The 24,655-nt window shown below is 69.7% G+C and carries 25 protein-coding genes; 9 read left to right on the forward strand and 16 right to left on the reverse strand.

Annotated elements, in window-relative coordinates:
• Positions 1-387: 387 nt before the first annotated feature.
• Complete coding sequence (locus BLV57_RS14415; RefSeq protein WP_091289257.1) at positions 388-1,101, reverse strand: S1 family peptidase; 714 nt, start codon at positions 1,099-1,101, stop codon at positions 388-390.
• A gap of 294 nt (positions 1,102-1,395) precedes the next feature.
• Here BLV57_RS14415 and BLV57_RS14420 point away from each other — a divergent pair, with 294 nt between their 5' ends.
• From BLV57_RS14420 to BLV57_RS43240, 3 genes are read left to right on the forward strand one after another with little or no spacing between them, the layout of a single operon-like run.
• Positions 1,396-2,472 carry a 7TM domain-containing protein gene (locus BLV57_RS14420; protein ID WP_143047057.1) on the forward strand — a complete coding sequence of 359 codons (1,077 nt, stop codon included), beginning with the start codon at positions 1,396-1,398 and terminating at the stop codon, positions 2,470-2,472.
• Positions 2,473-2,498: 26 nt separating this feature from the next.
• Entirely contained in the window at positions 2,499-3,320 is an 822-nt protein-coding gene (locus BLV57_RS14425; protein ID WP_176968617.1) for a sugar-transfer associated ATP-grasp domain-containing protein, read from the forward strand.
• Positions 3,321-3,330: 10 nt separating this feature from the next.
• Positions 3,331-3,504 (forward strand): hypothetical protein, encoded by a 174-nt coding sequence (locus BLV57_RS43240; RefSeq protein ID WP_176968618.1) that lies wholly within the window; start codon positions 3,331-3,333, stop codon positions 3,502-3,504.
• On the opposite strand, the gene BLV57_RS14430 is transcribed toward BLV57_RS43240, so the two are convergent.
• The 4 genes from BLV57_RS14430 to BLV57_RS14445 form a co-directional block, all read right to left on the reverse strand.
• Positions 3,481-4,512, reverse strand: coding sequence for an ATP-binding protein (locus BLV57_RS14430; RefSeq protein WP_091289260.1), 1,032 nt, complete (start codon positions 4,510-4,512; stop codon positions 3,481-3,483). The genes BLV57_RS43240 and BLV57_RS14430 overlap by 24 nt on opposite strands.
• Positions 4,513-4,514: 2 nt before the next feature.
• A complete protein-coding gene (gene cseB / locus BLV57_RS14435; protein ID WP_091289261.1) occupies positions 4,515-5,189 on the reverse strand; it encodes a two-component system response regulator CseB in 675 nt (224 codons plus the stop codon).
• Between the two features lie 14 nt (positions 5,190-5,203).
• Positions 5,204-5,761, reverse strand: coding sequence for a hypothetical protein (locus BLV57_RS14440; protein ID WP_143047058.1), 558 nt, complete (start codon positions 5,759-5,761; stop codon positions 5,204-5,206).
• Positions 5,762-5,861: 100 nt separating this feature from the next.
• The gene (locus tag BLV57_RS14445) at positions 5,862-6,707 is read right to left on the reverse strand and encodes a S1 family peptidase (protein ID WP_091290343.1); all 846 of its coding nucleotides are present in this window, start codon (positions 6,705-6,707) and stop codon (positions 5,862-5,864) included.
• 249 nt (positions 6,708-6,956) lie between these two features.
• Between BLV57_RS14445 and BLV57_RS14450 the strand changes: the two genes are divergently transcribed.
• The 3 genes from BLV57_RS14450 (at position 6,957) to BLV57_RS14460 (ending at position 9,657) form a co-directional block, all read left to right on the forward strand.
• Positions 6,957-7,739 carry a S1 family peptidase gene (locus BLV57_RS14450; RefSeq protein WP_091289263.1) on the forward strand — a complete coding sequence of 261 codons (783 nt, stop codon included), beginning with the start codon at positions 6,957-6,959 and terminating at the stop codon, positions 7,737-7,739.
• Between the two features lie 104 nt (positions 7,740-7,843).
• Positions 7,844-8,998: a sensor histidine kinase gene (locus BLV57_RS14455; protein WP_176968619.1), complete on the forward strand. Its 1,155-nt coding sequence runs from the start codon at positions 7,844-7,846 to the stop codon at positions 8,996-8,998.
• Complete coding sequence (locus BLV57_RS14460) at positions 8,995-9,657, forward strand: response regulator (RefSeq protein ID WP_091289265.1); 663 nt, start codon at positions 8,995-8,997, stop codon at positions 9,655-9,657. Before BLV57_RS14455 ends, BLV57_RS14460 begins: the two co-directional genes overlap by 4 nt.
• A gap of 29 nt (positions 9,658-9,686) precedes the next feature.
• On the opposite strand, the gene BLV57_RS14465 is transcribed toward BLV57_RS14460, so the two are convergent.
• Positions 9,687-10,262, reverse strand: coding sequence for a TetR/AcrR family transcriptional regulator (locus tag BLV57_RS14465; RefSeq protein WP_091289266.1), 576 nt, complete (start codon positions 10,260-10,262; stop codon positions 9,687-9,689).
• Positions 10,263-10,403: 141 nt separating this feature from the next.
• Between BLV57_RS14465 and BLV57_RS14470 the strand changes: the two genes are divergently transcribed.
• Positions 10,404-11,543, forward strand: coding sequence for an agmatine deiminase family protein (locus BLV57_RS14470; protein WP_091289267.1), 1,140 nt, complete (start codon positions 10,404-10,406; stop codon positions 11,541-11,543).
• 697 nt (positions 11,544-12,240) lie between these two features.
• On the opposite strand, the gene BLV57_RS14475 is transcribed toward BLV57_RS14470, so the two are convergent.
• Positions 12,241-13,389, reverse strand: coding sequence for an agmatine deiminase family protein (locus BLV57_RS14475; protein WP_091289268.1), 1,149 nt, complete (start codon positions 13,387-13,389; stop codon positions 12,241-12,243).
• Positions 13,390-13,499: 110 nt separating this feature from the next.
• On the opposite strand from BLV57_RS14475, the gene BLV57_RS14480 reads away from it, so the two are divergent.
• The gene (locus tag BLV57_RS14480; RefSeq protein WP_091289269.1) at positions 13,500-14,093 is read left to right on the forward strand and encodes a TetR/AcrR family transcriptional regulator; all 594 of its coding nucleotides are present in this window, start codon (positions 13,500-13,502) and stop codon (positions 14,091-14,093) included.
• A gap of 3 nt (positions 14,094-14,096) precedes the next feature.
• Here BLV57_RS14480 and BLV57_RS14485 read toward each other — a convergent pair whose 3' ends face one another.
• The 9 genes from BLV57_RS14485 to BLV57_RS14525 all read right to left on the reverse strand — a co-directional run bounded on the left by BLV57_RS14485 (position 14,097) and on the right by BLV57_RS14525 (position 23,342).
• Positions 14,097-15,776 (reverse strand): urease subunit alpha, encoded by a 1,680-nt coding sequence (locus tag BLV57_RS14485; protein ID WP_091289270.1) that lies wholly within the window; start codon positions 15,774-15,776, stop codon positions 14,097-14,099.
• On the reverse strand, positions 15,773-16,459 hold the full coding sequence (gene ureA, locus BLV57_RS14490; RefSeq protein ID WP_091290345.1) for an urease subunit gamma: 687 nt from the start codon (positions 16,457-16,459) through the stop codon (positions 15,773-15,775). The genes BLV57_RS14485 and ureA overlap by 4 nt, the downstream gene beginning before the upstream one ends.
• Positions 16,440-17,249, reverse strand: coding sequence for an ABC transporter ATP-binding protein (locus BLV57_RS14495; RefSeq protein WP_091289271.1), 810 nt, complete (start codon positions 17,247-17,249; stop codon positions 16,440-16,442). Before BLV57_RS14495 ends, ureA begins: the two co-directional genes overlap by 20 nt.
• Positions 17,246-18,214 carry an ABC transporter ATP-binding protein gene (locus BLV57_RS14500; RefSeq protein ID WP_091289272.1) on the reverse strand — a complete coding sequence of 323 codons (969 nt, stop codon included), beginning with the start codon at positions 18,212-18,214 and terminating at the stop codon, positions 17,246-17,248. The genes BLV57_RS14495 and BLV57_RS14500 overlap by 4 nt, the downstream gene beginning before the upstream one ends.
• Positions 18,211-19,047 (reverse strand): ABC transporter permease, encoded by an 837-nt coding sequence (locus BLV57_RS14505; protein WP_091289273.1) that lies wholly within the window; start codon positions 19,045-19,047, stop codon positions 18,211-18,213. Before BLV57_RS14505 ends, BLV57_RS14500 begins: the two co-directional genes overlap by 4 nt.
• Positions 19,047-20,030, reverse strand: a complete 984-nt coding sequence (locus tag BLV57_RS14510) for an ABC transporter permease (protein ID WP_218134803.1) — start codon at positions 20,028-20,030, stop codon at positions 19,047-19,049. Before BLV57_RS14510 ends, BLV57_RS14505 begins: the two co-directional genes overlap by 1 nt.
• Positions 19,997-21,622 (reverse strand): ABC transporter substrate-binding protein, encoded by a 1,626-nt coding sequence (locus tag BLV57_RS14515; RefSeq protein WP_176968620.1) that lies wholly within the window; start codon positions 21,620-21,622, stop codon positions 19,997-19,999. The genes BLV57_RS14510 and BLV57_RS14515 overlap by 34 nt, the downstream gene beginning before the upstream one ends.
• Positions 21,623-21,654: 32 nt before the next feature.
• Positions 21,655-22,683 carry an agmatine deiminase family protein gene (locus tag BLV57_RS14520; RefSeq protein WP_218134805.1) on the reverse strand — a complete coding sequence of 343 codons (1,029 nt, stop codon included), beginning with the start codon at positions 22,681-22,683 and terminating at the stop codon, positions 21,655-21,657.
• 89 nt (positions 22,684-22,772) lie between these two features.
• Complete coding sequence (locus tag BLV57_RS14525) at positions 22,773-23,342, reverse strand: TetR/AcrR family transcriptional regulator (RefSeq protein WP_245757323.1); 570 nt, start codon at positions 23,340-23,342, stop codon at positions 22,773-22,775.
• Between the two features lie 112 nt (positions 23,343-23,454).
• Between BLV57_RS14525 and BLV57_RS14530 the strand changes: the two genes are divergently transcribed.
• The gene (locus tag BLV57_RS14530) at positions 23,455-24,441 is read left to right on the forward strand and encodes an agmatine deiminase family protein (RefSeq protein ID WP_218134807.1); all 987 of its coding nucleotides are present in this window, start codon (positions 23,455-23,457) and stop codon (positions 24,439-24,441) included.
• Positions 24,442-24,655: the final 214 nt, after the last annotated feature.

The raw sequence follows: 24,655 nt of genomic DNA on the forward strand, positions 1-24,655 counted from the left end.
CGACCCACCTCGCGCAGGCCCCTTGCGCGAGCCCGATTGGGTGAGGGAGGCCCTCACCCAAACCACCCGAACGCGCCACGTTTGGCTTTCCGCCCGATAACCCAACGCGGGCCAGTCAAGGCTTGCTTGCGTTGTCAATCGACGCGTGGGCCTTCGCGAAACCCGAGTTTGGGCCATCCACTGGCCCAAACTCGGGTTTCGCGAGGCCGCGCCACCGTCAGCGGGGAGGGTGGACGTAATGAGCGGGGCGTATGCGTCGCTCAGCGTTGTGAACGCCCCGTTCACAACGTTCAACCAACCCCTGCGGCACCCGCCACAGCGGTCGTGAGTGTTGCGGCCGATTAGAACCGGCCGGAACACTCACGACCCCCATCACGGCGCGGTGGTTCAGATATCCGTGATCTGCTTGATCCAGTCGCGGTACCGGGTCAGGTCCGCGTAGGCCGGGGAAGGGACGCAGTCGCCCGACAGGCCGATCAGGTACCACCGCCCGTCCGGCCCGGGAGCGAACAGCGGCCTGCCGAAGTCGTCCTCGCTCGCGCAGCCCTCGTCCCGGTCCACGCAGATGGTCGCGCCGCTCCCGCAGCTTTCCGCGGTCACCAGCGTGCTGGACGCGGCCTGCAGGTCGGCCTTGCACTCCGCTTCGTCGCCCTCGCAGGACATGGACCAGCCGTACGTCCGCACCCGGCCACCCGCCAGCGGGCGCTCGGCGCCGAGCGGGGCGTACGGGCCCGCGACGTCCTGGTCGAGGCGGACCAGCGCGAGGTCGGCGCTGGGGTGCTCGCGCACGCTCGCGACGGTGGCTTGGTCTTCGCTGTCGAAGACGACGTCGATCTCCGCGCCGGGATGGCGGACGCAGCGGGCGGCGGTGATCATCCAGCGCGGGCCGATGATCGTCGCGCCGCAAGTGTCTTCGCCGTCGACGAGCAGGCGGGCGTCCCACGGCCCCGAGGTCGTGAAGTCGGCGTCGACGGGACGGGAGGCGGACCCTATTTCGCCTTCGCTTTGCCTGCCGGCCAAGCCCACCGCGACCGCGGCGGCGACGGTCACCACGGTCAGCGCGGCGCCGTGCAGGATCGCCTTCTTCGCGAACTCGGGCATCGGCCACACCTCTCACAACCTGTCGGCGATCAGGTTGATCGCTCACCATTGCGGACCGGGGACGAACGGACCACCTACTTTCGTCAGCTATCGCGTGGGAAATTCACAGCGGCCCGGCTGTTACACAACCGGTGGGTCGTCTGCGGCTTCCCGTTACGCCGTCGCGGGATTTCCGCGACGCGCACCCCTTAGCGTCGCTCGCGAATCCACTCCTGCGACCGGATCGGGGACTTCAGGTTGTTCAGCACACCGCCACTCGCGGCTCGCCGCGCACTGGTGCCGACAGTGATCAAGGTGGTGGCCATCGCTGCAGGAGCCGCGATACTGCTGCTGGCCGCGCTGCTCTCGCCGAGCCGGAACGTCACCGGGGCCAACGTGGTCGGCGATCAGGAGATGGTCCAGCTCGCGGGCCCGGCAGGCACCACGATCCAGGTCAAGGCGATCATCGACACCGGCGCGTCGGCGTCCGCGATGGACACCAGGCTGGCGCGCTCGCTCGGCTTCGACCTGGACGCGGCGCCCCGGATCACCGTCGGTTCCTCGCTGGGCAAGCAGCAGCGGCCGGTGGTGGACACCACGATCAAGCTGGCGGGCACCGAGCGGACGGCCAAGATCAGTGTCACCGACCGGTCGCGCCGCGACGCCCCGGTGCTGATCGGCCGGTCCGAGATGGCGGGACTCCAGGTCCACGTCGGCAAGCAGATGCTGACCACGCCGGAGGGCAGCGCGGCGCCGAGTTCCGTTGCGGTGCTGCTCACGCCGTCGCCGAGCATCGACGTCGAGTCGCTGCTGGCGCTTCTGCCGCTCGCCGCGCTGCTGGTGGTGATCGCGCGGGTGTGGATCGGGTTGAACACCCTCGGCACGTTCAGCCCGGTACTGCTCGCACTGGGCTACACCCAGACCGGCGTGATCGCGGGCCTGATCACCACGACCGCGATGGTGACCGTCGGCCTCGCCGCGCAGGCGGTGCTGCAGCGCACCCAGCTGCCGCGGGTGGCCAGGCTCGCGGTGCTGGTCGGCGTGGTGGTGCTGGTGCTGCTGGGCATCCGGCAGGCGATCGGCGGCGCGCACGCCGCGGTGCTGGTCGGCGCGTCGCTGCCGGTGGTGGTCACCGCGGTGATCATCGAACGGCTGTGGGAGCAGTGGGACACCGACGGCTGGCGGCCCGCCGCGACCAGCGGGCTGCTGACCATCGCGTTCGGTCTCGTCGCCGCGATGCTGATGGTCACGCCGGGAGTGCGCTGGCTCGGCGAGAACGTGCCGATGGCCTTCGCCGCGGCCTGCTGTGTCTGGGCGTTCGTCGCGGGCACCTACCGCGGGCTGCGGCTGACCGAACTGCTGCGGTTCACCCCGGCCGCCCGGGCCGGATGAACCGGGTGCGCGGCTGGGACCCGTTGATGGGCATGAACGCCCGGAACCAGCTGATCGCCCAGGTCAACGCCGCGGACGCGATCCGGCTGGTGAACAACAAGTACGAGACGAAACTGGCGCTCACCGAGGTCGGCGCGCCCACCTCGCCGACCGTGCTGGTCGTGCGCTCACGGCGGGAGATCGCGCGGATCGACTGGGACGCGATGCCCGCCGACTGGGCGCTCAAGCCGAACCAGAGCCTGGGCGGGTCAGGCATCCTGCTCGCCGATCAGCGGATCGACGGAACATGGCGTTCGCCGTCCGGAAAACCGTTGCCGCTGCCCACAATCGTCAACCACGTCCGGCGGATATTGGACGGCGACTTCTCGCCGCGGATCACCGACTGGGCGCTGTTCGAGCCGTTGATCCGCACGCACCCGGCGATGGCCGCGCTGTCGTTCCAAGGCCTGCCCGACATCCGGGTGATCTGCGTCGGCGACCAGCCGCGGCTGGCGATGCTGCGGCTGCCGACCAAGCACAGCGGCGGCCGCGCCAACCTGCATCAGAAGGCCGTCGGCGCCGCCGTCGATCTCGCCAGCGGCACGGTGACCCGCGCGGTCGTCGGCAAGCGGGAGATCGCCGACCATCCCGACACCGGGCACCGGCTGATCGGCGCCGCCATCCCGCGGTGGCCCTCGGTGCTGGCCGCGGCCGCCCGCTGCGCCGCGGCCACCGGCCTGCGTTACCTGGGTGCGGACATCGTCATCGACGCCGACCGCGGCCCGCTGATCCTCGAGGTCAACGCCAGGCCCGGCCTGCAGATCCAGAACATCACCGGCCGCGGTCTCGGCTCCGCCGTCCGGCTCTGAAAGGGAAACCGTGAACTCGACGAAAACTCCCCGCCGTCTACTGTGGACGGCCGCGCGCGTTCTGCTGGTGCTCGGCGCGGCAGCCGGGCTGGCGTTCGCGGTGAGCGTGGCCGAACCGGCGCCACACGGCGTGCTGAACACCGTCCCGGAGCCCAGCGCCTCAGCTCAGCGGAACATGCGGTAGCTCGAGCACGGCCAGCGCTCCCCCGTCCGGCGCGTTGGACAAGGTGAGCGAGGCGCCGAGCACCTTGGCCTGCCCCATCGCGACGGTCAGGCCGAGCCCGTGCCCGCCACCACGGGACCGGGACTCGGTGTGAAAACGCCGCGGCCCGTTCTCCATGAGGTCACGGGGAAAGCCCCGCCCGTGGTCCCGCACCTCGATCCGCCGCCCGTCGACGACGACCTCGACCGGCGGGCCGCCGTGCCTGGCCACTTCGAGCACGTCTTCGACCAGCGTCTTGAGCACCTCGACGCGATCGCGGACCAGCTCGGTCGCCTGGGACGGCGGCAGGAGCTCGGCCGCGGTGACCAACCCGGTGACCGGGGTGCGCAACTCGTGCGCGATGTCGGCGGTCACCTGGCGCTCGGTCTCGATCCTGGCGGTCAGCGCGTCGGCCATCCGGTCGACCGCGGCGCCGAGTGCGGCGACTTCGTCCCGCCCGCGCCCGCTGATCGTCGAGCTCACCCTCGCCTCGAGATCACCGGCGGCGACCGTGCGGGCGACCCGGGCCGCGACGCGCAGCCGCCTGCTCAGCCCGAACGCGATCAGCACGCCGAGCACGGTGGACAGTGCCGCGGTGGCGACGCCCGCGACCAGCAGCGTGCGATCGAGCTGGGCGATCGCCTGCCGGTCGGCGGCGAAGGAGGTGTGCACGGACAGCACCCGGCCGTCGACCTTCATGGCCGCCCACAGGTTCTCGCCACCCGGCTGGAGATACGTGGCACGCCGGTCGCGCAGCGCGGCCTCACGCAGTGGCGCGGGCACCGCGGGGTCGTCCAATACCGCGCCGAAGGTGACCACCCCGCTGTCCTCGAACGCCTGCGCCGCCGCGCGGACTCTGCTGTCCAGCAGCGAACGCGCCTGATCGACGCGCGCGTCCTCGGTGATCAGGTGCACCGACACACCGAGCGCACCCGCGCCCACGATTGCGACACCCGCGATGGCGGCGGCGAGCTTGACCGGCAGCAGCATCCTCAGCGCCGCAGCTTGTAACCGAAACCGCGCACGGTCTCCAAGCGGTCCTTGCCGATCTTGTTGCGCAGGCGCTGCACATGCACGTCGACGACCCGGGTGTCGCCGCCGTACTGGTAGTCCCACACCCGGTCGAGCAGCGTGTCCCGGCTGAGCACGACGCCCGGTTCGGCGGCGAACTCCAGCAGCAGCCGCAGCTCGGTCGGGGTCAGCTCGAGCCTGCGTCCGTCCCGGCGGACCTCGAGCGCGGCGGGGTCGACGGTGAGATCGCCGAACACCCGCACCGGATCGGCTTCCGGGGCGGGCGCCGCGCGGCGCATCACCGCGCGGATGCGGGCGACCAGCACGGTGGTCTCGAACGGCTTGATCACGTAGTCGTCGGCGCCTGCCTCGAGCGCGTTGACCACGTCGACCGCGTCACCGCGCGCGGAGATCATCAGCACCGGGACCTGGCCCGCCTCCCGGATGCGGCGGCACAGGCTGACTCCGTCGAGTTCGGGCAGCATCACGTCCAGCAGCGCGACATCCGGCCGCTCTTCGTGGAACGCGGCCAGCCCGGCGAGCCCGTCGGCCGCGACCCGGACGTCCAGCCCGTGCCGCCGCAACGCGAGCTGGGTGGCCACCCTGATCACGTCGTCGTCCTCGACCAGCAGCACCCGCGGCGATCGCTCGCTCAAAGACCCCTCCCCGCTCACCACGTGTTCGGCACCAGTCCTGGCTGGGCGCCGGTCAGGCTCACCTCGACGAACCGGCCCCGCTCCCAGTGCAGGCCGATGATCTCCTCGGCCACCGGCGGCTCGTCGAAGTCGCCGGGCCTGAACAGTTCCCGGTTCAGCACGAGCTGACCATTCTCCACGGTGACCGAAAAATCGGCGCCGTGATAAGCCCACAGCTGCCGGACCGCTCCACTTTGGACGCCGTAAACGTAGGCGGCCATCGTTCCCCTGCCGGTGCCGCTGTCGATCGACACCCGCAGCTCCTCCACGTCGTCGCCGGTGAGGTCGGCGTACACCGTCTGATCGAGGCCGCAACCCCTTGCGCAGTCCCGGATCGCGGTCTTCACCTCGGCGCGCACCAGCGGGTCGGCCAGCAGCAGCTCGCGCACGTTGAGCCTGCGCAGGTCCGGGCCGCGCGAGAGCCCGGAGTGCGACGCGGTCGGCGCCGGTCCCTCATCGCGCAGCGGCTCCCTGGCGCACCCGGCCAGCAGGCACAGCGCGGTCAAGGCCGCCACGCCACCCCATGCGGGCATCCGGCCTCCTGAAATCGTGTCGCGCACCGAAATCGACCTTAGCCGCACGCACAAATGAGTGGGGCGGCACAAGGCCGCCCCACTCACCGGCGAAGCTCGGTCAGCGGCGCTGGCCTTCGGAGCCGTCGCCGAGCTGCTTCTTGATGTCCTCGAGGTAGGTGGACACGCGCGAGTACACGCCGTACTTACCAGGCTGGGCGCAACCCTCGCCCCACGAGACGATGCCGATCAGCTTGCCGCCGGAGCCGACCAGCGGTCCGCCGGAGTCGCCCTGGCAGGTGTCCTTGCCACCTTCCTGGACACCGGCGCAGACGTGCGCCTCCGCCACGTAGCCATCGGGGTAAGCCGTCTTGCAGGCTTCGTCGGAAGTGACCGGCAGCGTGACCTTCTTCAAGGTGTCCGAGGGCTCTCCGTTGTCGGAAGTCAGGCCCCAGCCCAAAGCGACGGCCTCGGCGCCGGGCGTGTAGCCCTCGTCCGAGGTGTCGGCCAGCTCCATCGGCTTCGCGTCGCTGTCACCCTCGAGGGTCAGCACCGACACGTCGGCCGTGGTCTTGTCGGCGTCGTACTGCTCGTGCACCCAGATGGCCTTGACCTTGAGTACCTGACCCTCCTCAGTGGACAGTTTGGTGCGGCCGATCGCGACCTGGACCTGATCCGGCCGGTCCTTGATGTCCACGGTGCAGTGTGCGGCCGTGACGACCTTGTTCTTGGCGGCCAGTGTGCCACCGCAGAACTGGCCGCGGGTGTCCTGCAGCCGCTGCCCGTCAGCGCTCAGCAACGCCACCACGAAAGGATTTTCCTGCGTGGTGGTGTCCTCGCCGCCGACCACGAACGGGGTGACCGGCGGCGGCGCGGCGGCGGCCGTGGCCGCCGTGGTGGCGACCGAGGCCGCCGCCACCGCGACGACACCGGCCAGCAGCGCGAAACGGCGCGAACCCTTCGACATGTCGAACTCCTTCTCGTCGTTGCCCGCGAGCGGAAGGCTCTGGGGCCACGTCGAGAAGTACTGGTGGCACCGAGGCCGCAACCAGCAGCTTTCGGAGGAGCCGGTTCATCCGGAGGGATGACGAAGCCACGACGGGCCGCGATGTCATCCCATTGATTGACCGGCGCCCTACCCCGGTGGGTGTCACTCAGAGGTCAGACATTCCTACCTTCCGTGATGTCCCACTCGGGGGCCTGGAAGGAGCACACAATGAAGGCACGTCTCGTGGCCGCCGGTCTGGCCGCGCTCGCCGCCTGCGGCATCGCCGTGGCAGGCACCGTCCCGGCGGGCGCCGACCCGATCACCAACATCGTCGGCGGCCAGCCGGCGGACCAGGTCTACTCGTTCATGGTTTCCCTGCAGTCCAACGGCAGTCACTTCTGCGGGGGATCACTCATCAGCGAGGAGTGGGTGCTCACCGCCGCGCACTGCGTGGTGGACACCGAGCCGGACGCGGTGAAGCTGCGCATCGGCACCAAAACCTGGGCCAGTGGCGGCGAAGAGGCCGAGGCCGAGTCGATCAAGGTGCACCCTGACTACGACGGCCAGAAGCCCGGCGCGGACATCGCGCTGATCAAGCTCAAAGCGAAGGCCACCTCGACGCCGATCAAGATCGCCGACAAGGCCGGGCCCGGCACCGAGTCACGGATCATCGGCTGGGGCCAGACCTGCCCGACCCCGAGCTGCGGCGACGTCCCCGACGAGCTGCAGCAGCTCGACACCAAGGTGATCGAGCCAGGCCAGTGCACCGACATCGATGGCGCCGTCGAATTGTGCACGGACAACCCGAACCGGAATTCGGGCGCCTGCTACGGCGATTCCGGCGGTCCGCAGATCGTCAAGAACGGGGACGAGTGGCTGCTCATCGGTGACACCAGCCGCACCGGCAACAACGACCCCACCTGTGCGACCGGACCGTCCATCTACACCTCGGTGGTGGCTTACCAGAGCTGGATAGGCCAGACTACCGGAGGCGAAAGCGAAAGCCGCTGACGTGATCGGTTCCGCTCGCCGCGCCGACACGGTCCACAAAGGACTGTGTCGGCGCGGCGCGCAAGCACGCCGGGCGCTTCACCGCAAGGGCAGAAGGTATGAACATGGGTGCGATGCCGTTCCCGGCGGGCAAGTTCGGCAGGCTGCGCCGGTTCCGGGTGCCCGCCGAAGTGCTGGCCGTGCTCACGCTGATCGTGCTGGGCATGATCGGCGTCCGGTCCGGGTTCGACGAATACGGCTACCCGGAACCGGTCGCGGTGGCGGTGTGGCTGGCCGGTCCGCTGTCGCTGCTGCTGCGCCGGGGCGCGCCGTTCGCGGTCTTGATCGTCGCGCTCATCTTCCCCAAGGCGGCCGAGCTGATCGATCCGGCGCTGCAGAACGGAAACGTGACCGGGACGCTGACCGCGTTCGTCGCCGTGGGATCGGCGGGCTATTACGCGCGCTGGCCGTTCCTGGCCTTGGTGCTCGCCTTACTGATGACCTGGATTCCCATGCTGGTCGCGCATCTGGAGATGCTGCCGCCGATCGGCGATTTCGTGTATCACGGCACGCTGATGGTGCTGGCCTGGCTGGTGGGGCACAGCGTCAAGATCGGCGCGTTACGGGCGCAATTGTCACAACAGCGGGCGGCGGCGTCGATGGCGGAAGAACGGGTGCGGATCGCGCGCGAGCTGCACGACGTGGTGGCGCACAGCATCAGCGTGATGACCTTGCACGCCGGTGGCGCCCGCCGCCTGCTGCGGTCCGACCAGCGGGCCGAGCACGACGCTCTCGAGGTGGTCGAACAGACCGGAAGGCAAGCGCAGGAAGAAATGCAGCGAGTGCTGCAGCTGCTGCGCACCCCGCTGGACGAGCCGCCGGTCGACGTGCCCCGGCTCACGGACGCGGCGGAACTGCTGCGCCCCGCGTGCGCCGCCGGGCTGACCGCGCGGCTGCACGTGATCGGCGAACCCCGCGCACTGGAGCCGGGCGTGGACCTTTCGTGCTACCGGATTCTTCAGGAGGCTTTGACCAACGTGCTCAAACACGCCAAGGCGACCAGGGTCGACGCGACGATTCACTATGAACCGCGCGCGATGCGCCTGGAGATCACCGACGACGGATCCGCGGCGAGCGGCAAGCCGTGCGGCACCGGGCACGGCCTGATCGGCATGCGTGAGAGAGCCGCGCTCTACGGCGGAACACTCGAGGCCGGTCCCTTGCCCGAGCGCGGTTTCCGCATCACCGCCACCATTCCGACGGCGGGTCCGGCGCGGTGACCATCCGGATACTGCTCGCCGACGATCAGCCGCTGATCCGCGCCGGATTCCGGCTGATCCTCGCGGGCGAACCCGATATCGAGGTGGTCGGCGAGGCCACCACCGGCGTCGAAGCGGTCGAGCAGGCGCAACTGACCCAGCCGGACGTGACGCTGATGGACGTGCGGATGCCGGAGCTCGACGGCATCGAGGCGACCCGGCAGCTGTGCGCGCTGCGGCCGGAGCCGACCAGGGTGATCGTGCTGACCACCTTCGACGTGGACGCGTACGTGTACGAGGCGCTGCGCGCGGGTGCGAGCGGTTTCCTGTTGAAGAAGGCGCCACCGGAGGAATTGGTGCGCGCCATCCGCCTGGTGGCCGGTGGCCGGGCGTTGCTGGATCCGGCGGTGACTCTGCGGGTGATCGAAGAGTTCGCCAAGACGCCCAGCGCGACACCGGAGCCACCCGCCGAACTGGCCACGCTGACCGAGCGCGAGCACGAGGTGCTGGTGCTGCTCGCCGATGGGTTGTCCAACGCGGAACTGGCGTCGCGGCTGTTCCTGTCCGAGGCGACCGTCAAGACGCACCTGTCCCGGATGCTGGCCAAACTCGGGCTGAGAGACAGGGTCCAGGCGGCCATCTACGCCTACGAGCACGCGGGCGGGCGCCCGAGCCGGTGAGTCCACTGTGGACATTCCACAGTGGATTGTCAGTGGCCGCCGAGTTCGACGGCGATCGCGCCGCGGAGCAGGTCCTGCGCCCGCTCGATGGTCATCGAGCCGCTGAGCCAGCGTTCGCTGAGACCCTCGACCAGTGCGGTGAGCCGCTCGGCGGCATCGGCGGGAGCGCAGTCGAGCTTGGCCAGCCCGGCCGCCTCGGCCCGCTCGATGATCTCCGCGACCTCGGTGACCCAGGTGCGGGTCGATTCCCCGAGCGGGACGCGCAGCGATTCGTCGAACACCGCGCTCGCCCGCAGTTCACCCCAGGCCACGCTGTTCTCGCGCGTCGCCTGGTCATCCTGGATCTCGTGCAGCAGCACCAGTTCCAGTTCCTCGCGCGGGTTGGCGGCTTCGGCCGCCGCCCGCGTGGTGTAGCCGCCCGCCAGCTCGTTGACGTGCTCCAGGGTCTGGCGTAGCAGCCCGGCGCGATCCTGGAAGTGGTAGTAGATCAAGGCCGTCGAAACCCCGGCCTCGGTCGCGAGCTCCTCGACCCGCAACCCCCGCACGCCGGTCCGGGCGATCACCCGCACGGCCGCCGCCAAGATCAACCTTTGCCGCTCAGACACGAGACTCACAGTAGTCCAGCGGCCCCGAACAGCCCGCTAAAGGATGACAACGCCCGGTTCGCGAGCGGCCCGCCAGTGCCGCAGTATGGCGGTAAGCACGCCATCTGGAGGTCCACATTGTCCGCCTACAGGTCCTCCCCGATGTCCCGCCGGACCGCGCTGCGCTCCGCCGCCGGGGTCGCCGCTCTGGCCACCGGCGCCGCGGCCTGTTCGAGCCCGCCGGAAGAACCGACGGCGCCGAGCGGTTCACCCGCGGCCCCGGCGGCGGCCGAACGCAGGTTCGGCGCGGAGTGGGAACCGCAGGCACGCACCTTCATGTCCTGGCCGACCTCCGCGATCTGGCAGGAGCAGATCGGCGCGGTCCAGCGTGACATCGCCGGGCTCGCACGGGCGATCCGGGCTCATCAGCCGGTGGTGATGTTCGCCCAGCCGGAGCTGGCCGACGAGGCGCGCAACGCCTGCGGCGGCGAGGTCGAGATCGTGCCGATCCCGGTGGACGACCTGTGGGCCCGCGACACCTTGCCCGTCTTCGTCGAGGAGGCGGGCAAGCTCAGGGGCGTCAACTTCAACTTCAGCGGCTGGGGCGGCAAGCAGACCCCGCGCGACAAGGACTCCACCGCGGCGGCGGCACTGCTGGAGAAGTACGGCATCCCCGCCGTGCGGACCTGGCTCGTCGCCGAGGGCGGCTCGTTCGAGACCGACGGCAAGGGCACGCTGCTGGTCACCGAAAGCTCGGTCGTGAACGACAACCGCAACCCCGGCAAGACCCGCGACCAGATCGAGGCCGAGCTCAAGACCGCACTCGGGGTCCGCAAGGTCATCTGGTTCGAAGGTGTCCGTGGCAAGGACATCACCGACGCCCACGTCGACTGCCTGGTGCGCTTCGCCGCCCCCGGCGTGGTCCTGCTCGACCGCGCGTTCCCCGGCGGCGAACCCGATCACTGGTCGCGCTCGGCCGATCAGGCCAAGCAGGTGCTGGACGGCGGCACCGACGCGCAGGGAAACCCGTTCAAGGTCATCGACCTCGTGCAGCCCGACCCGGACAAGATCACCGGCCGCGGCGACGCGTTCGTCTCCACGTACCTCAACTTCTACGTCACCAACAAGGCCGTGTTCCTCCCGAAGTTCGGCGACGCCGCCGCCGATGAGAAGGCGGCCCAGGTCATGCGGGACACCTTCCCCGGCCGGGAGATCGTCGCGGTCTCGATCGACGGCATCGCGGCGGGCGGCGGCGGCATCCACTGCGCCACCCACGACCAGCCCGACCTACCCGCTCAGTAGGTCGTGAGTGTTCCGGCCGGTTCTAACCGGCCGGAACACTCACGACCCCAGCGCTCGCCAGGAGCGCGGCTGCCGCTGGCAGCGCGGCCTGGGCGCGGCCGCCGCTGGGTGAGGGCCTCCCTCACCCAGCTCGGGTTGGTGAGGGCCTCCCTCACCCAGCTCGGGTTAGTGAGGGCCTCCCTCACCCGGCTCAGGTTGGTGAGGGCCTCCCTCACCCGGTTCGGGTTGGTGAGGGCCTCCCTCACCCAGATATGCGGGTCAGGGCCTCCCTCACCCGGTTCGAGTTAGTGAGGGCCTCCCCCACCCAGATATGCGGGTCAGGGCCTCCCTCACCCAGCTGCTTGGGTGAGGGAGGCCCTCACCAAATCGGGCTCGCGCAAGGGGCCTGCGTGAGGTGGGGTCGTGCGCGTTGCGGGCGGTTAGAACCGCCCGCAACGCGCACGACCCCACGCATACCGAGGCCTTTCACAAGCTGGGTTGTATGAAGGCTCCCTTCATACAACCCAGCCTGGATGAAGGGAGCCTTCATCGCGTATAGCCGCATGAAGGGAGCCTTCATACAACCCAAGCTGGATCAAGGGAGCCTTCATACAAAGCCAGCCGAGGCACCCACCGCCCACCCCTGATCCGGCAATGCTGAGGTCGTGAGTGCCGCGGCCGGTTCTAACCGGCCAAAACACTCACGACCCCAGCGTGGTCAGGGGCGCGGCTGCTGTTGCGTGACGCAGTGGATGCCACCGCCGCCCTCGGCGAGCGAGTCGATGTTGAGCTGCTCTATGACGCGCCCCGGGTAGAGGCGGGCGAGCGTGGTCTTGCACGCCGTGTCGGCCGCGGTGTCGCCGAACTGCGCGGCGATCACCGCGCCGTTGCACACGTAGTAGTTCGCGTAGGAGGAGACGAAGTCCGGGTTCGTGGACCGGATACGCCGGTAGTCGGGGCCTTGGATCCGGGTGACGGCGATGGCGTGCCCGTGCGTGTCGGCCGACTGGGACAGGATCTGGTACTGCCCGCGCGCGTCCTTGGCCCAGATGTCGGTGTCGCTGTCGAGCGGGTACTGGACCGCGGCGCCGGCGTGCCCGGTGAACCGGGACGTCGCGTCCACGTGGTCGTCGGTGATGTCCTGGCCCTTGATGCCGGGGAACCAGATCACCTTGGACGCGCCGTAGGCCGCGCACATCGCGGCTTCGATCGCGGACTGGGACATGCCGGAGTTGCGGTTGGCGTTGATCAGGCTGCTCTTGGTCGCCATCAGCGTGCCCGCGCCGTCCGTCTCGACCGCGCCCGGCTCGCCGACGAAACCCGCCGCGGTGAAGCCCACCCCGGCGTACGCGGCGACGCCGGCCGCGACCCGCGCGTCGTAGTAGTGGCTCTGCTGGTTGCCCCAGCCGTTGAAGTTCAGCCCCACCGCGTCGAGCCCGCCCGCGCCGTCGACGCGGAAGACCGGTCCGGTGTCGCGCATCCAGCAGTCGTCGACGGGGATCGAGCTGATCACCTGCACGGTCGAACCACAAGCACTGCGGGCCTTCGCGGCGCTGCGTGAGTTCGCGAGGAGGTACACCGGCTCGTACTTCGCGATGGTGCGGGCGATCAGCGCGATGTTGGCCTGCACACCGGGAAGCAGCCTGCTGCCCCAGATCGAGGTGCGGTCCGGCCAGGCCATCCAGGTGCGGGTGTGGGCCACGGACTCCTCAGGCGCCCAGAAGCCGGCCGCGCGCCGGGGCGCGGCGACGGCGGGGAAGGCACCCAGCGCCACGCCCGCGCCGGCCAGCCCCACCGCGCTGAGGAAACTCCTGCGGCCCAAGGGTTTCGGTGCTGCCGCGCTGGGCAGTTCGTCCCGCTCACTCATGGTGTCTCCTAGCTGGAAGGGGTGTGGTCTGCGCCACAGCGAACCGTAAAATTAATTGGGCGCCCTGTCAAGAATCTGCGGTGCCGAACCCCACCGACTAAAGTGGGGTCGTGGCGGCAGGAACGGACATCAAACCGAAGACCTCGGCGAAGGGTGAGCAGACGCGGGCCCGGCTGCTCGCGGCGGCGCGCACGCTGCTCGCCCAGCACGACGCCGGCGAGCTGACCACTCGCAACGTCGCCTCGTTGTGCGGGCTCTCCCGCAGCCTGACCCACTATTACTTCCGCGACCGGACCGACCTGATCCTCGCGGTCATCGAGGACATCCGGGCCGACTGGATCCTCCCGTTCGAACAGGCCGTCGCGAGCACGGGCACCTTCGAGGAGCGGGCGGACCGGGTCGTCGCACTGCTCACCACCCCGGAATCCCCCGACCTCGGGCGAGTTCATTCGGCGCTGCACTGGTTCGCGCTCAACGACGAGCGGATCAAGGACAGCCTCGAAGCCGAATACCAGCGGTGGCGGCGCTGTTTCGTCGATCTGTTCCAGGTATTGGCCGACGAACGCGGCGACGGCCTCGACCCGCGCCCGCGCGGTGAGGCGCTGGCCGCCGCCGCGGACGGACTGGCCGCCGTGCAGTCGCTCGGCTCGGTGGTCGACGCCGAGACGATGTTCCGCACGCTCGTCCGGTCCTTGGCCCGCTGACGGTCAGAAGAAGTACAACCGGCCGAGGCTGATGCTTTCGGCGGGCTGCGAACCGATCCGCTCACCGTCCACGCTCACCTGACCGGTGCCCGGCTGGACGCGTACGGCGGCGGTCCGGTTGTTGTGGATCATCGCCGACGGCCCGATCCCCCGGGTTCCGTGCACGCCCACGCGCCTGCGGCGGGTCGTCATGTGGTCGTTGCCCGCCTGAGCCGCGGCCTGGCTGACGAACGCCACCGACAGATCGGCCGCCGTGGCGCCATGGGCGCCGAAGAGCGGACCGAGCACCAGCGGCTCACAGGTTCCGGTGGCCGCGTTGGGATCGCCGGTGACGCCATAGGCCGGAAAGCCCGCCTTGAGCACCATTTCCGGCTTGGCGCCGAAGAATTCCGGCCGCCACAGCACGATGTCGGCGAGCTTGCCGACTTCGAGGGAACCGACCTCATGGCGCAGGCCGTGTGCGATGGCCGGATTGATGGTGAGTTTGGCGATATAGCGCAGAACGCGCGCGTTGTCGTGACGCGGATGCTCGGCGCCGAATTGTGCTTTCATCTTGCCCGCCATGGCGAAAGTGCGGCGCACAGTCTCCCCCGCCCGGCCCATGCCCTGCGCGTCGGAGGACGTGATCGGAATGATCCCGAGGTCGTGCAGCCGCTCCTCCGCGCCCATCGTGCCGCTGCGGATCCGGTCGCGGGCAAGGGCTTCGTCGCCGGGCAGATGGGTTTTGAGCCCGTGCACCGAGACGATCATGCCGTAGTGCTCGGCGATGGCGTCGCGGCCGAACGGGATGGTCGGGTTGGTGGAGGACCCGATGACGTTGGCCTCGCCCGCCAGCCGCAGCACGTTCGGCACGTGCCCACCGCCACAGCCCTCGATGTGGAAGGCGTGGATGGTCCTGCCTTCCAGCACGGCCAGGGTGTCGTCCACCGAAAGGCATTCGTTGAGCCCGTCGGTGTGCAGCGCGACCTGCACGTCATACCGCTCCGCGACGTTCAGCGCGGTATCGAGCGCCCTGGTGTGCGCACCCATGTCCTCGTGGACCTTGAACCCGCTGGCTCCGCCTTCCTCGAGCGCCTCGAGCAGCGGCGCCTCCCGCGACGAGGAGCCTCGTGCCAGGAATCCGACGTTCACCGGCCAGGCGTCGAAAGCGTTGAACGCGTGGCGAAGCGCCCAAGGTGAGTTCACGCCAACGCCCCACACCGGCCCGAATTCCTGCCCGATGATGGTGGTGACCCCGGCGGCGAGACTGGCCTCCATGATGCGCGGCGACATCAGGTGGACATGGGTGTCGATGGCGCCCGCGGTGGCGATCAGCCCCTCACCCGACACGATCGACGTGCCGGTCCCCACGACCACGTCGACCCCGTCGAGGGTGTCGGGATTACCCGCCCTGCCGATCGCGTGGATGCGCCCTTCCCTGATCCCGATCGAGACCTTGCGGATGCCCAGCAACGCGTCCACCACGACCACGTTGCTGATCACCAGATCGCAGGTGTCGCGCACGGCGGCCGCCTTGAGATGCATGCCGTCGCGCGCGGTCTTGCCGAAGCCGACCAGGAATTCCTGCCCCGGCTGCTGGGCGTCGTGCTCGACCTCGATGACCAGCCCGGAGTCGCCGAGCCGGATGCGGTCACCCGCGCGCGGACCGTAGGTACGCGGATAGTCGTCGTGCGCGAAGCTCATGCGGGTCCTTCCAGATAGCCGAGACGCTCGGCGGTGCGCATCGCCTCGGCACGCACGCGGGGATCGTCCAATGGCCCGTCGACGAGGCCCGCGAAGCCGATGGCGATCCGGTCGCCGCCGATCGGGATGAGGTCGACGCTGCGGGACCCGCCGGGGTCGAAGCGGATCGTGTCGCCCGCGGGGATCGCCGCGCGGCGGCCGTACGCGGCGCGCCGGTCGAACCACAGCCGCCGGTTGACCTCGAAGAAGTGAAAGTGGGACGTGACGCTGATGGGCACGTCGGCGCTGTTCGTGACCGTCAAGGTGATCACGTCCGGATCCGCCTCGACCAGCGCGGCCGTTGGCAGGAACGCGCCGGGCGCGTCGTCCCCGGAACCGCCGCCTGCCAAGGGATCCGTCACCACGGCCAGCCTGCTTCCGTCCTCGAAGACGGCTTCGACCTGGATCTCGGTCACGATGTCGGCGACCCCGGGCAGCACCTGCTCCGGCCGCAGCACCGCGCGCCCGGCGGCGACCGCGTCCGCGAGACGCTTGCCGTCCCTGGCCGCCTCGCACACCGCGTCGGCGATGAGCGCGGTCGCCTCGGGCACGTTGAGCCGCAGTCCGCGGCCGAGCCTGGCTCTCGCCAGTTCCGCCGCGGTGAACAGCAGCAGCCGGTCCTGTTCAGTCGGTGTCAGGCGCATCGCGATCACTCCGTTCCTTGCGGCTGGGTTTCCAGCCAGGGCGGGGAACGCTGGCAAGCAGCGCTTGGGTGTAGGGGTGAGCCGGTGTGCGAAGCAGGGTCTCGGTGTCCCCGCGCTCGACGACGACGCCGGTCCGCATGACGATGCTGTACTCGGTGACCTGCCGGATGACCGCGAGGTCGTGGCTGATGAACAGATACGAGATCCCGGTCCGGTCGCGGATGTCGGCCAGCAGGTTGAGGATCTGGGCCTGGATCGACACGTCCAGCGCGGCCACGGATTCGTCGAGCACGAGCACGCGAGGACCGGCCGCGAGTGCCCTCGCGATCGCGACGCGTTGCCGCTGCCCGCCGGACAGATGCTTGGGCACCGAGGCCAGCTGCCGTTCGTCGATGGCGACGAGGTCGGCGAGTTCACGCACCCGCGCTTCGCTGTCGCGCCGGTCCGCGATGTGCAGGCTCGCGGCTTCGGTGAGCGCCTGCCGCACTGTCTGATGTGGATCGAGACTGGCGTACGGGTCCTGGAAGACGATCTGGGTTTCCCTGGCCCTGGCCCGCCTTGCCCGCGTCGACCGGGCGGGCGCGGACCGATCGTTGCCACAGCAGCTGATCGAGCCGGTGGTCGGCGTTTCCAGCCCGATGATCATCCTGGCCAATGTGGTCTTGCCGGAACCGGACTCGCCGACGATGCCGACCGACGCGCCCGCCGCGATCTCGAACGACACGTCGTCGACCGCGGTAAAGGCCCCGAACCGCTTGGTCAGGTTGGTCACGGCCAGCACCGGTGTCATCGGGTCACCGCCTTGGTCAGGCTCAGCTCGCCCGCGCGCAGGCAGCGAACCCCGCCCTCCAGCGGCACCGGACCAGACGTGGTGCAGCGGGCGACGCGGTGCGCGCACCGGTCGGCGAACGCGCAGGTCGTCGCGGCTTCCCAGGCCGCGACCGGGCGTCCCGGTATCGCGGCGAGCCGATGCGCGGGCGAGTCCAGGTCCGGCCTGGCCGCCGCGAGCGCGGCGGCGTACGGGTGCAGCGGGTCGGTGTGCAGCCGCCCGGACGGCTGGGTTTCGATGATCTGGCCCGCGTACATCACCGCGGTCCGGTCGCAGACGGCCGCCGCGAGATCGAGGTCGTGGGTGATGAACAGCAGGGCGACACCGGCGTCCCGGCGCAGTTCGTCCAAGATCGCCATCACCTCGGACTGGGTGGTGACGTCCAGCGCGGTGGTCGGTTCGTCGGCCAGGATCAGCTTGGGCTCTCCCAGCAGCGCCGCGGCGATCATGACCCGCTGCAGCATGCCGCCGGACAGATCGGACGGATAGTGGCGCAGGCACCGAGCGGTGTCGGTGATCCCCACCTCGGTGAGCATCCGCTGGGCCCGGCGCGTGGCCTCCCGGCGATCGAGCCCGCCCACGACGCTCGACTGCTCGGTCAGGAAGTCGCCGATGCGGCGAACCGGGTTGATGTGCGCACGCGGGTCCTGGAACACCACCGCCATCTCGCGGCGGATCCGCCGCAACGCCTCGCCGCGTGCGCCGAGCAGCTCCTGGCCGCCGAACCGGATCGACCCGGTGGCCACGGCGTTGGCGGGCAACAGCGCGGCGACGGCCCGTGCGGTCATCGACTTGCCGGCACCCGACTCGCCGACGAGCCCGAGCGCTTCCCCGCGCTCCAGCGTCAGCGACACGTCCCGCAGGACGGGCTTGTCCCTGTCCAGTGTCACGCCGAGCCCTTCGACCGTGAGGAGCGGCCGGTTCACGTGCCCACCTCGGCGAGGCGCTCGCCCAGCAGGTTGAACGCGACCACGACGAGCACCAGCGCGGTGCCCGCGACCAGTGATTCGGCCGGAAAGCCTTGCAGGACACCGGTTTTGCCTTCGGACACCATGACACCCCAATCCGCCTGGGGTGGCTGGACCCCAAGCCCGAGGAACGAGATCGCGGCCAGGTCGAGCGTCGCCCAGCCGAACAGGATGGTCGCCTCGGCGACCAGCACCGGCGCGATGTTGACCACGATGTGACGCAGGCAGATCACCCAGGCCGAGGAGCCTTGCACCTCAAGAGCCTCCACATAGGACAGTGACCGTTCGCGCAACGCGGCCGCCCTGACCAGGCGCGCCACATAGGGCGTGTAGGCGACGGCCAGCGACAACGCGGCGGAGAGCTGGCTCGGCCCGAAGACGGCTGCGGTCAGCACGGCCAGCAGCAGCCCGGGAAACGCGAAGACGATGTCGCCGATCCCGGAGATGACGCTGTCGAGCCAGCCGCGCCGCCACGCGGCGACCACGGCCAGCACGCTTCCGGCGGTCATGGCCAGCGCCACCACCAGCAGCGGGCCGAGCATCGAGGACCGGGCCCCGACCAGCAGCCGCGAGAACAGATCGCGGCCCTGCGAGTCGAATCCGAGCCAGTGCGTGCCGTCCGCGGTCACATAGGCGTTGCCGAGATCGGCTTGATCGGGCGGAAACGGCGCCAGCGAAGAGCCGAACACGGCGAGGAACGCGGCGAGCAAGATAATCGCCAGGCTGAGCTGCCCGAGCCGTCCCACACCGGCCAGGCCGCGAAAATCCTTGCGGGAGAAGGTGATCGCCATCAGGTCGCCGCCGTTCCGAGGCTGACGCGCGGGTCGAGCAACGCGTACAGCAGGTCCACCACCGTGTTGATCAGGACGAAGGCCGCGACCATGATCAGCGCGAGCGCCTGCACCACCGCGAAGTCCTTGTTCTGGGCCGCGGTGACGAGCGCGGCGCCGAGCCCGTTGAGGCCGAAGACCTGTTCGACGATCGCCACCAGCACGATGAGGGACGCGATGCTCAGCCCGGTGACCGTGGCGATCGGGATCGCCGCGTTGCGCAGGACATGGCGGCGGAACACCACGCCGCTCGGCAGTCCCCTGCTGATGGCGGCCTGCACGTGCTCGCGGGGCAGCTCGGCACGCACGGAGGCCCGGGTGATCCTGGCGACCAGCGCGAGCGACGAACTGGCCAGCGCGAGGCTGGGCAATGTCAGATGCCAGAGCTGATCAAGGAAACCTTGCCCCTCACCGAGCGCGGGGAACCAGCCGAGCGTCACGGCGAACAGGCTGACCAGCACCAGCGCGGCGACGAACGAGGGCACCGCGGCCAGCACCGTCGTCACCGTGAGCGCCAGCGTGTCGACGAATCCCGGCTTGAGCGCGCTGAGCACCCCGATCGACACCCCGGCCACGATGACGATCACCGAAGTGAGCGCCAGCAACGCGAGCGTGGTCCCCGCCCGGTCGGCGATCAGGGTGGACACGTCCTGCCGGTTGGCGATCGAGTACCCCAGGTCGCCGCGCACGGCCGAGGTCAGCCAATGCCAGTAGCGCACCGGCAACGGCTCGTCGAGGTGGTAGCGCGCCTCGAGCTGCGCCCTGGCTTCCGCCGTGATCTGCCTGCCCCCGGTGAGCGTCGCGATCGGGTCGCCTGGCGCGAGATAGAGCGCGCCGTAGATGGCCATGCTGGCCACCACCAGCGCCCCGAGCAGGAGCGCGCCGCGCCTGATGAGGAAGCGTCCCATGGTCAGCCCGCCGCCGCGCCGAGCTTGGCCAGCCACGGGGCCTGCATGTACACGAACGACGTCGGCACTCCGGTGAGCTTGCGGTTGAGTGCCAGCACCGACGGCGGATGCGCGAGCGGGATCCAGGGCAGGTCCCGCATGATCAGCTTGTCGGCGTCGATGTCGAGCTGGGCACGCCGCGCCGGATCCGCCTCGGCCCGTGCGTTCTCCAGGATCGTCAGGATCGCGTGGTTCTGGTAGCCGGAGTAGTTCTGGCTGCCGTTGGGCGCGATGAACGTGTTCGCCAGCGCGGCGGGATCGGCGTAGTCGCCGTAGGTGGTGGTGCTGAAGGCGTCGACGGCGGCCCGCGCGCCGGGGTCGGTGAAGAAGTTGATGTAGTTCTCCGGCGAGACGTTGTGCAGGCTCGCCTTCAGCCCGATGGCGTTCGCCGCCTGCAGCCACGCGTTGGCCTGGGTGGCGACCGTGGCCAGCCCGGTGGAGGTGCCGATGACCAACGGCTTGCCCGTCGCACCGGCTTCGGAGATCAGCTTCTTGGCCTGCTCCAGATCCTGGCTGAGTTCCGGCGCGGCGTCCCAGGCCGCGCGGAAAGCGGGCTTGGCGAACCCCCAGGTGCCCGGATTGGTGGCCATCCGGGGCACGAAGGCGTCACCGCCGTACGTGGCGCTGATGTAGGTGCGCCGGTCGAACGCGAGCGACAGCGCGCGGCGCACCCGGACGTCGCCGAGCACCCCCGTGAGGTTGGCCGGGATGAAGTACTGCGTCTCCATCGACGGTCCCAAGTGGACGTTGATACTCGGATTCCGCCGCAGCTGAGCCAAGTTCGACGTGTCGGTGATCCAGGAGCCGTCGATCTCGCCGGTCGTCAAGCCGGTCGTCAACGTCGCCGCGTCCGAGACACCGCGGAAGGCGATCTCCTGCGCCAGCGGCCGAAGCGCGGCGTCCCAGTAGTCCGGGCGAGCTGCTACCCGCACCGCCGCGCCCGGCTCCCAGCCCGCGAGCTTGTACGGCCCGGAGCACATGGTGCCGCCCGCCGCCGTGCCGAAGTCGCGCCCCTTGGCCCGCGCGTAGCGCTCCTGGACCACGACGCCCGGCATCGCCGACAGCTCGCCGGCGAGCCAGTAGTCGGGCTTGCTCAGGCTGATGGTCACGGTGTCACCGGACGCGCTGATCCCGGAAATCCGCTCCAGGTTGGCGCCGTAGAAGCTGCCCGTCTCAGGATCGAGGTGCCGGTTGAGGCTGAAGACCACGTCGGCGGCGGTCACCGGGCTGCCGTCCCAGAAGCGGGCGTCGGGACGCAGCGTGAGCTGCAGCGCGGTCGGCGTGGGGTAGCTGTAAGCCGAAGCGAGCCCGGGCGCGAGGGAGCCGTCCGGTTGCTGGCGCAGCAGCGAGTCGCACAGGGTGGCGATGACGGTGTTCTCCGGATAGTCGAACGCCGTGGCCGGGTCGAGCGACTTCACCTGGCGGTAGAGCGCCCAGGTCACCTTCGGCACCGGCCCGGCGGCCGCCGCGGTCGTGTCCGGCAGCCCGAACGGGTCACTGGGCGGTTTGGTGGTCGAATCCGCCGCCTGCCTGCCGCCGCAGGCGGACAGCAGCAAAGCGGCGGCGAAAGCGGCAAGTCGGGTGGCCACGGCCGGCCCCTTCCTCGTGGCGGCGGTCCGGGTCATGACGCGGGGATCTGCTGGGTGATGCAGTGCACGCCGCCACCGCCGTAGGCGACGACATTGCCCGGCACGCCGACGACCTCCCGCTCGGGGAACGCCTCGCCGATCGTGCGCAGCGCCTGCTCGTCCAGGTCCGCGCGCCCGGAGACGGGGACGATCACCGCGCCGTTGGCGACATAGAAGTTGGCGTAGGCGACCATCGCCGAAGTCCCGTCCGGCAGCACCTGGACCGGATACTGGGGCAGCTCCAGTATTTTCAGCGGTCGGCCCAAAGCGTCGTGCTTCGCCTTGAGCACGTCGAGGTTACGCGCCATTCGCTCGAAATCGGGCAATGCGGGATCGATGCAGGTCTGCGCGAGCACGACGCCGGGACGCACATAGGTGCACACGCCGTCGACGTGCCCGTCGGTGTGGGCGTCGTCGAAGTGGCCATAGGGCAGCCAGAGCACCTCGCGCACGCCGAGCTTCGCCTTGAGCTCGGCCTCGATCCCCGCGCGGCTCATCGACGGGTTCCGGTTCGGGTGCAGCAGGCATTGCTCGGTGGTGATCAGCGTGCCCTCACCGTCCACGGTGATCGACCCGCCTTCGAGCACCATGTCCGAGCCGATCCGCTCGATGCCCAGCACGTCCAGCACCCGGGCGCTGATCGTCGCGTCCTGGTCGTAGGGCAGGAACTTCTCGCCCCACGAGTTGAACGCGAAGTCCACCGCCGCGCGGCGGCCGGTCCCGTCGAGCACGATCTGCGGACCCGAGTCCCGGATCCACGAGTCGTCGATGGCCAGCTCGGCCACCTCGACGGCGCCACCGCACCTCCGGCGGACCTCGTCGGCCTGCCCCGGATTGGTGATCATCAGGACCGGCTCGAACTCGCCGATCGCGTTCGCGGTGGCCGCGTATTCGGCCTTCGCCTCGTCGAAATACGGGTCCCACAAGGATTCCCGGGTCGGCCAGGCCATCAGGCAGCGCTCGTGGGGCGCCCACTCGGCGGGCATCCGCCAGCCGGTCACCGGTTCGGAGGGGGGTGTCATGGCAGGGAACCATGCTCCTGACTGAAAAATTAGTCAAGGTTTTCGGGTCGATTGACCCCCACCCGTTTCTCACGGCGAGCGTCAGTCGATCACCGGCACGCCAGTTCCCTGTCCATGGCGTGAGCCAGGTATGCGCGGACCTCGCCGGTGGTCATCAGGCGGGCCAGCCAGCGGTTGCTCAGACCCTCCACCAGCGCACTCAGGCGGATCGCGACCGCGGCAGGGTCGACAGCCCGGTCGACACTGCCGTCCCGCCTGCCCCGCTCGATGAGCTCCGCCAGATCGGCGATCCACCGCTCGGTGGCGGCCGAGACGACCGGGCGCAAGCCCTCGTCGAAGACGGCGGCGCCCCGGAGCTCACCCCAGACCGCGGAGTTCTCGCGGACCGCGTCGTCGTCCTGGAACTCACCCAGCATCTGGAGGGTGAACTGCTCCCGCCCGGTTTCGCCCGCTTCGGCGTCCGCGTAGGTCTCCGCGCGGCTGTTCACATGCTGCATGGCCTGGGCGAGCAGGCCGGCCCGGTCGGTGAAGTAGTAGTAGATCAGCGAAGTGGAGACGCCCGCCTCCGCCGCGACGTTCTCGACGCGAAGCCCACGGATCCCGTCACTGGCGATCACCCGGCAGGTCGCGTCCAGCAGCCGTTGTCTGCGATCGTTCACCTGCCGAACACTATCGGCGCGACGACGCCGGGTGGGGTATTCTCGCGAACTGACTGAATTTTCAGTAAGCAGGAAAGGGCTGGACATGAGCCTTCACGGGCAAGGGTGGCGCATGCCCGACGAGGCGCACCCGCACGACCTCACCTACATGGCCTGGCCTGCCCGCAAGGTGTGGAAGTCGGACATCTACGGCGTGCAGGACGACATCGCCGGCATCGCGCGGGCGATCGCGGAGTTCGAGCCGGTGGCCCTGCTGGCCGACGAGCGGGACGTGCGCGCCGCCCAGAAGGCCTGCGGCTCCGGCGTCGAGGTCGTCCCGATCCCGGTCGACGACCTGTGGATGCGCGACACCGGGCCGACCTTCGTGGTCGGGCCGCACGGCATCGCCGGGGTCGACCTCAACTTCAACGGCTGGGGCGGCAAGCAGCGCCACGAGAACGACCGCCTGGTCGCGCGCGAGATCCTCGCCGATGAGCGGATCACCCGGATCCAGGCGCCGATCATCGGCGAAGGCGGCTCGATCGAGGTCGACGGCGCCGGCACGCTCCTGGCGACCGAAAGCTCACTGGTCAACCCCAACCGCAACCCCGGGCGATCCCGCGACGACATCGAACGGGCACTGAAGGAACTTTTCGGTGTCACCACGGTGATCTGGGTGGACGGCGTGGCAGGCCAGGACATCACGGACTACCACATCGACGCGCTGGCCCGGTTCGCCGCGCCCGGAGTCGTGGTCATGAGCAGGCCGGATCCCGCGGCCCCGCAGGACGATTTCACGCGCGCCTACCACCAGGCGCGCGCCGTGCTCCGCGAGGCCGTGGACGCCCAGGGCAGGCGACTGGAGATCGTCGACCTGCCCGAACCCGTCGACATCGGCCGTCGCGGGCGCGACTTCCTGGCCTGCTACGTGAACTACTACGTGGTCAACGGCGGCGTGATCATGCCTCGCTTCCGTGACCAGCGCGCCGACGACCATGCCGCGGCCGTCCTGCGCGAGCTGTACCCCGGGCGCGAGATCGTGCGGGTACCCGTCGACACCCTGGGCGAAGGCGGGGGCGGTATCCACTGCTCGACACAGCAGGTTCCCAAGGGGTCGTGAGTGGTACGGCCGGTTCTAACCGACCCGTATTTGGTCACCCACGGCGGAATTCGCGGCGCTGCTTGGTGCGAGGGGAAGGTTTGCTGCGTTAGATGCAGCAAACCTTCCCCTCGCACACCCGATCACACCTCACAAGCCGAAATACGTCCCGCTATGTACCTTTTGCCGGTCTCGCTGGCGAAACAAGGGTGGCCCTTGTCACGCTGGAGGTAAC

The sequence above is a fragment of the Amycolatopsis xylanica genome, from assembly GCF_900107045.1.
In the GTDB taxonomy this organism is placed as follows: Bacteria; Actinomycetota; Actinomycetes; order Mycobacteriales; family Pseudonocardiaceae; genus Amycolatopsis; species Amycolatopsis xylanica.

Excerpts from the sequence above, each read along its gene's own strand:
- BLV57_RS14520 (WP_218134805.1), bottom strand. The coding sequence starts at position 22,683 with ATGACACCCCCCTCCGAACCGGTGACCGGCTGGCGGATGCCCGCCGAG.
- BLV57_RS14440 (WP_143047058.1), bottom strand. The coding sequence starts at position 5,761 with ATGCCCGCATGGGGTGGCGTGGCGGCCTTGACCGCGCTGTGCCTGCTG.
- BLV57_RS14450 (WP_091289263.1), top strand. The coding sequence starts at position 6,957 with ATGAAGGCACGTCTCGTGGCCGCCGGTCTGGCCGCGCTCGCCGCCTGC.
- BLV57_RS14530 (WP_218134807.1), top strand. The coding sequence starts at position 23,455 with ATGCCCGACGAGGCGCACCCGCACGACCTCACCTACATGGCCTGGCCT.
- BLV57_RS14470 (WP_091289267.1), top strand. The coding sequence starts at position 10,404 with ATGTCCCGCCGGACCGCGCTGCGCTCCGCCGCCGGGGTCGCCGCTCTG.
- BLV57_RS14495 (WP_091289271.1), bottom strand. The coding sequence starts at position 17,249 with ATGACACCGGTGCTGGCCGTGACCAACCTGACCAAGCGGTTCGGGGCC.
- ureA (WP_091290345.1), bottom strand. The coding sequence starts at position 16,459 with ATGCGCCTGACACCGACTGAACAGGACCGGCTGCTGCTGTTCACCGCG.
- BLV57_RS14485 (WP_091289270.1), bottom strand. The coding sequence starts at position 15,776 with ATGAGCTTCGCGCACGACGACTATCCGCGTACCTACGGTCCGCGCGCG.
- BLV57_RS14425 (WP_176968617.1), top strand. The coding sequence starts at position 2,499 with ATGGGCATGAACGCCCGGAACCAGCTGATCGCCCAGGTCAACGCCGCG.
- BLV57_RS14455 (WP_176968619.1), top strand. The coding sequence starts at position 7,844 with ATGGGTGCGATGCCGTTCCCGGCGGGCAAGTTCGGCAGGCTGCGCCGG.
- BLV57_RS14415 (WP_091289257.1), bottom strand. The coding sequence starts at position 1,101 with ATGCCCGAGTTCGCGAAGAAGGCGATCCTGCACGGCGCCGCGCTGACC.
- BLV57_RS14445 (WP_091290343.1), bottom strand. The coding sequence starts at position 6,707 with ATGTCGAAGGGTTCGCGCCGTTTCGCGCTGCTGGCCGGTGTCGTCGCG.
- BLV57_RS14475 (WP_091289268.1), bottom strand. The coding sequence starts at position 13,389 with ATGAGTGAGCGGGACGAACTGCCCAGCGCGGCAGCACCGAAACCCTTG.
- BLV57_RS14505 (WP_091289273.1), bottom strand. The coding sequence starts at position 19,047 with ATGGCGATCACCTTCTCCCGCAAGGATTTTCGCGGCCTGGCCGGTGTG.
- BLV57_RS14430 (WP_091289260.1), bottom strand. The coding sequence starts at position 4,512 with ATGCTGCTGCCGGTCAAGCTCGCCGCCGCCATCGCGGGTGTCGCAATC.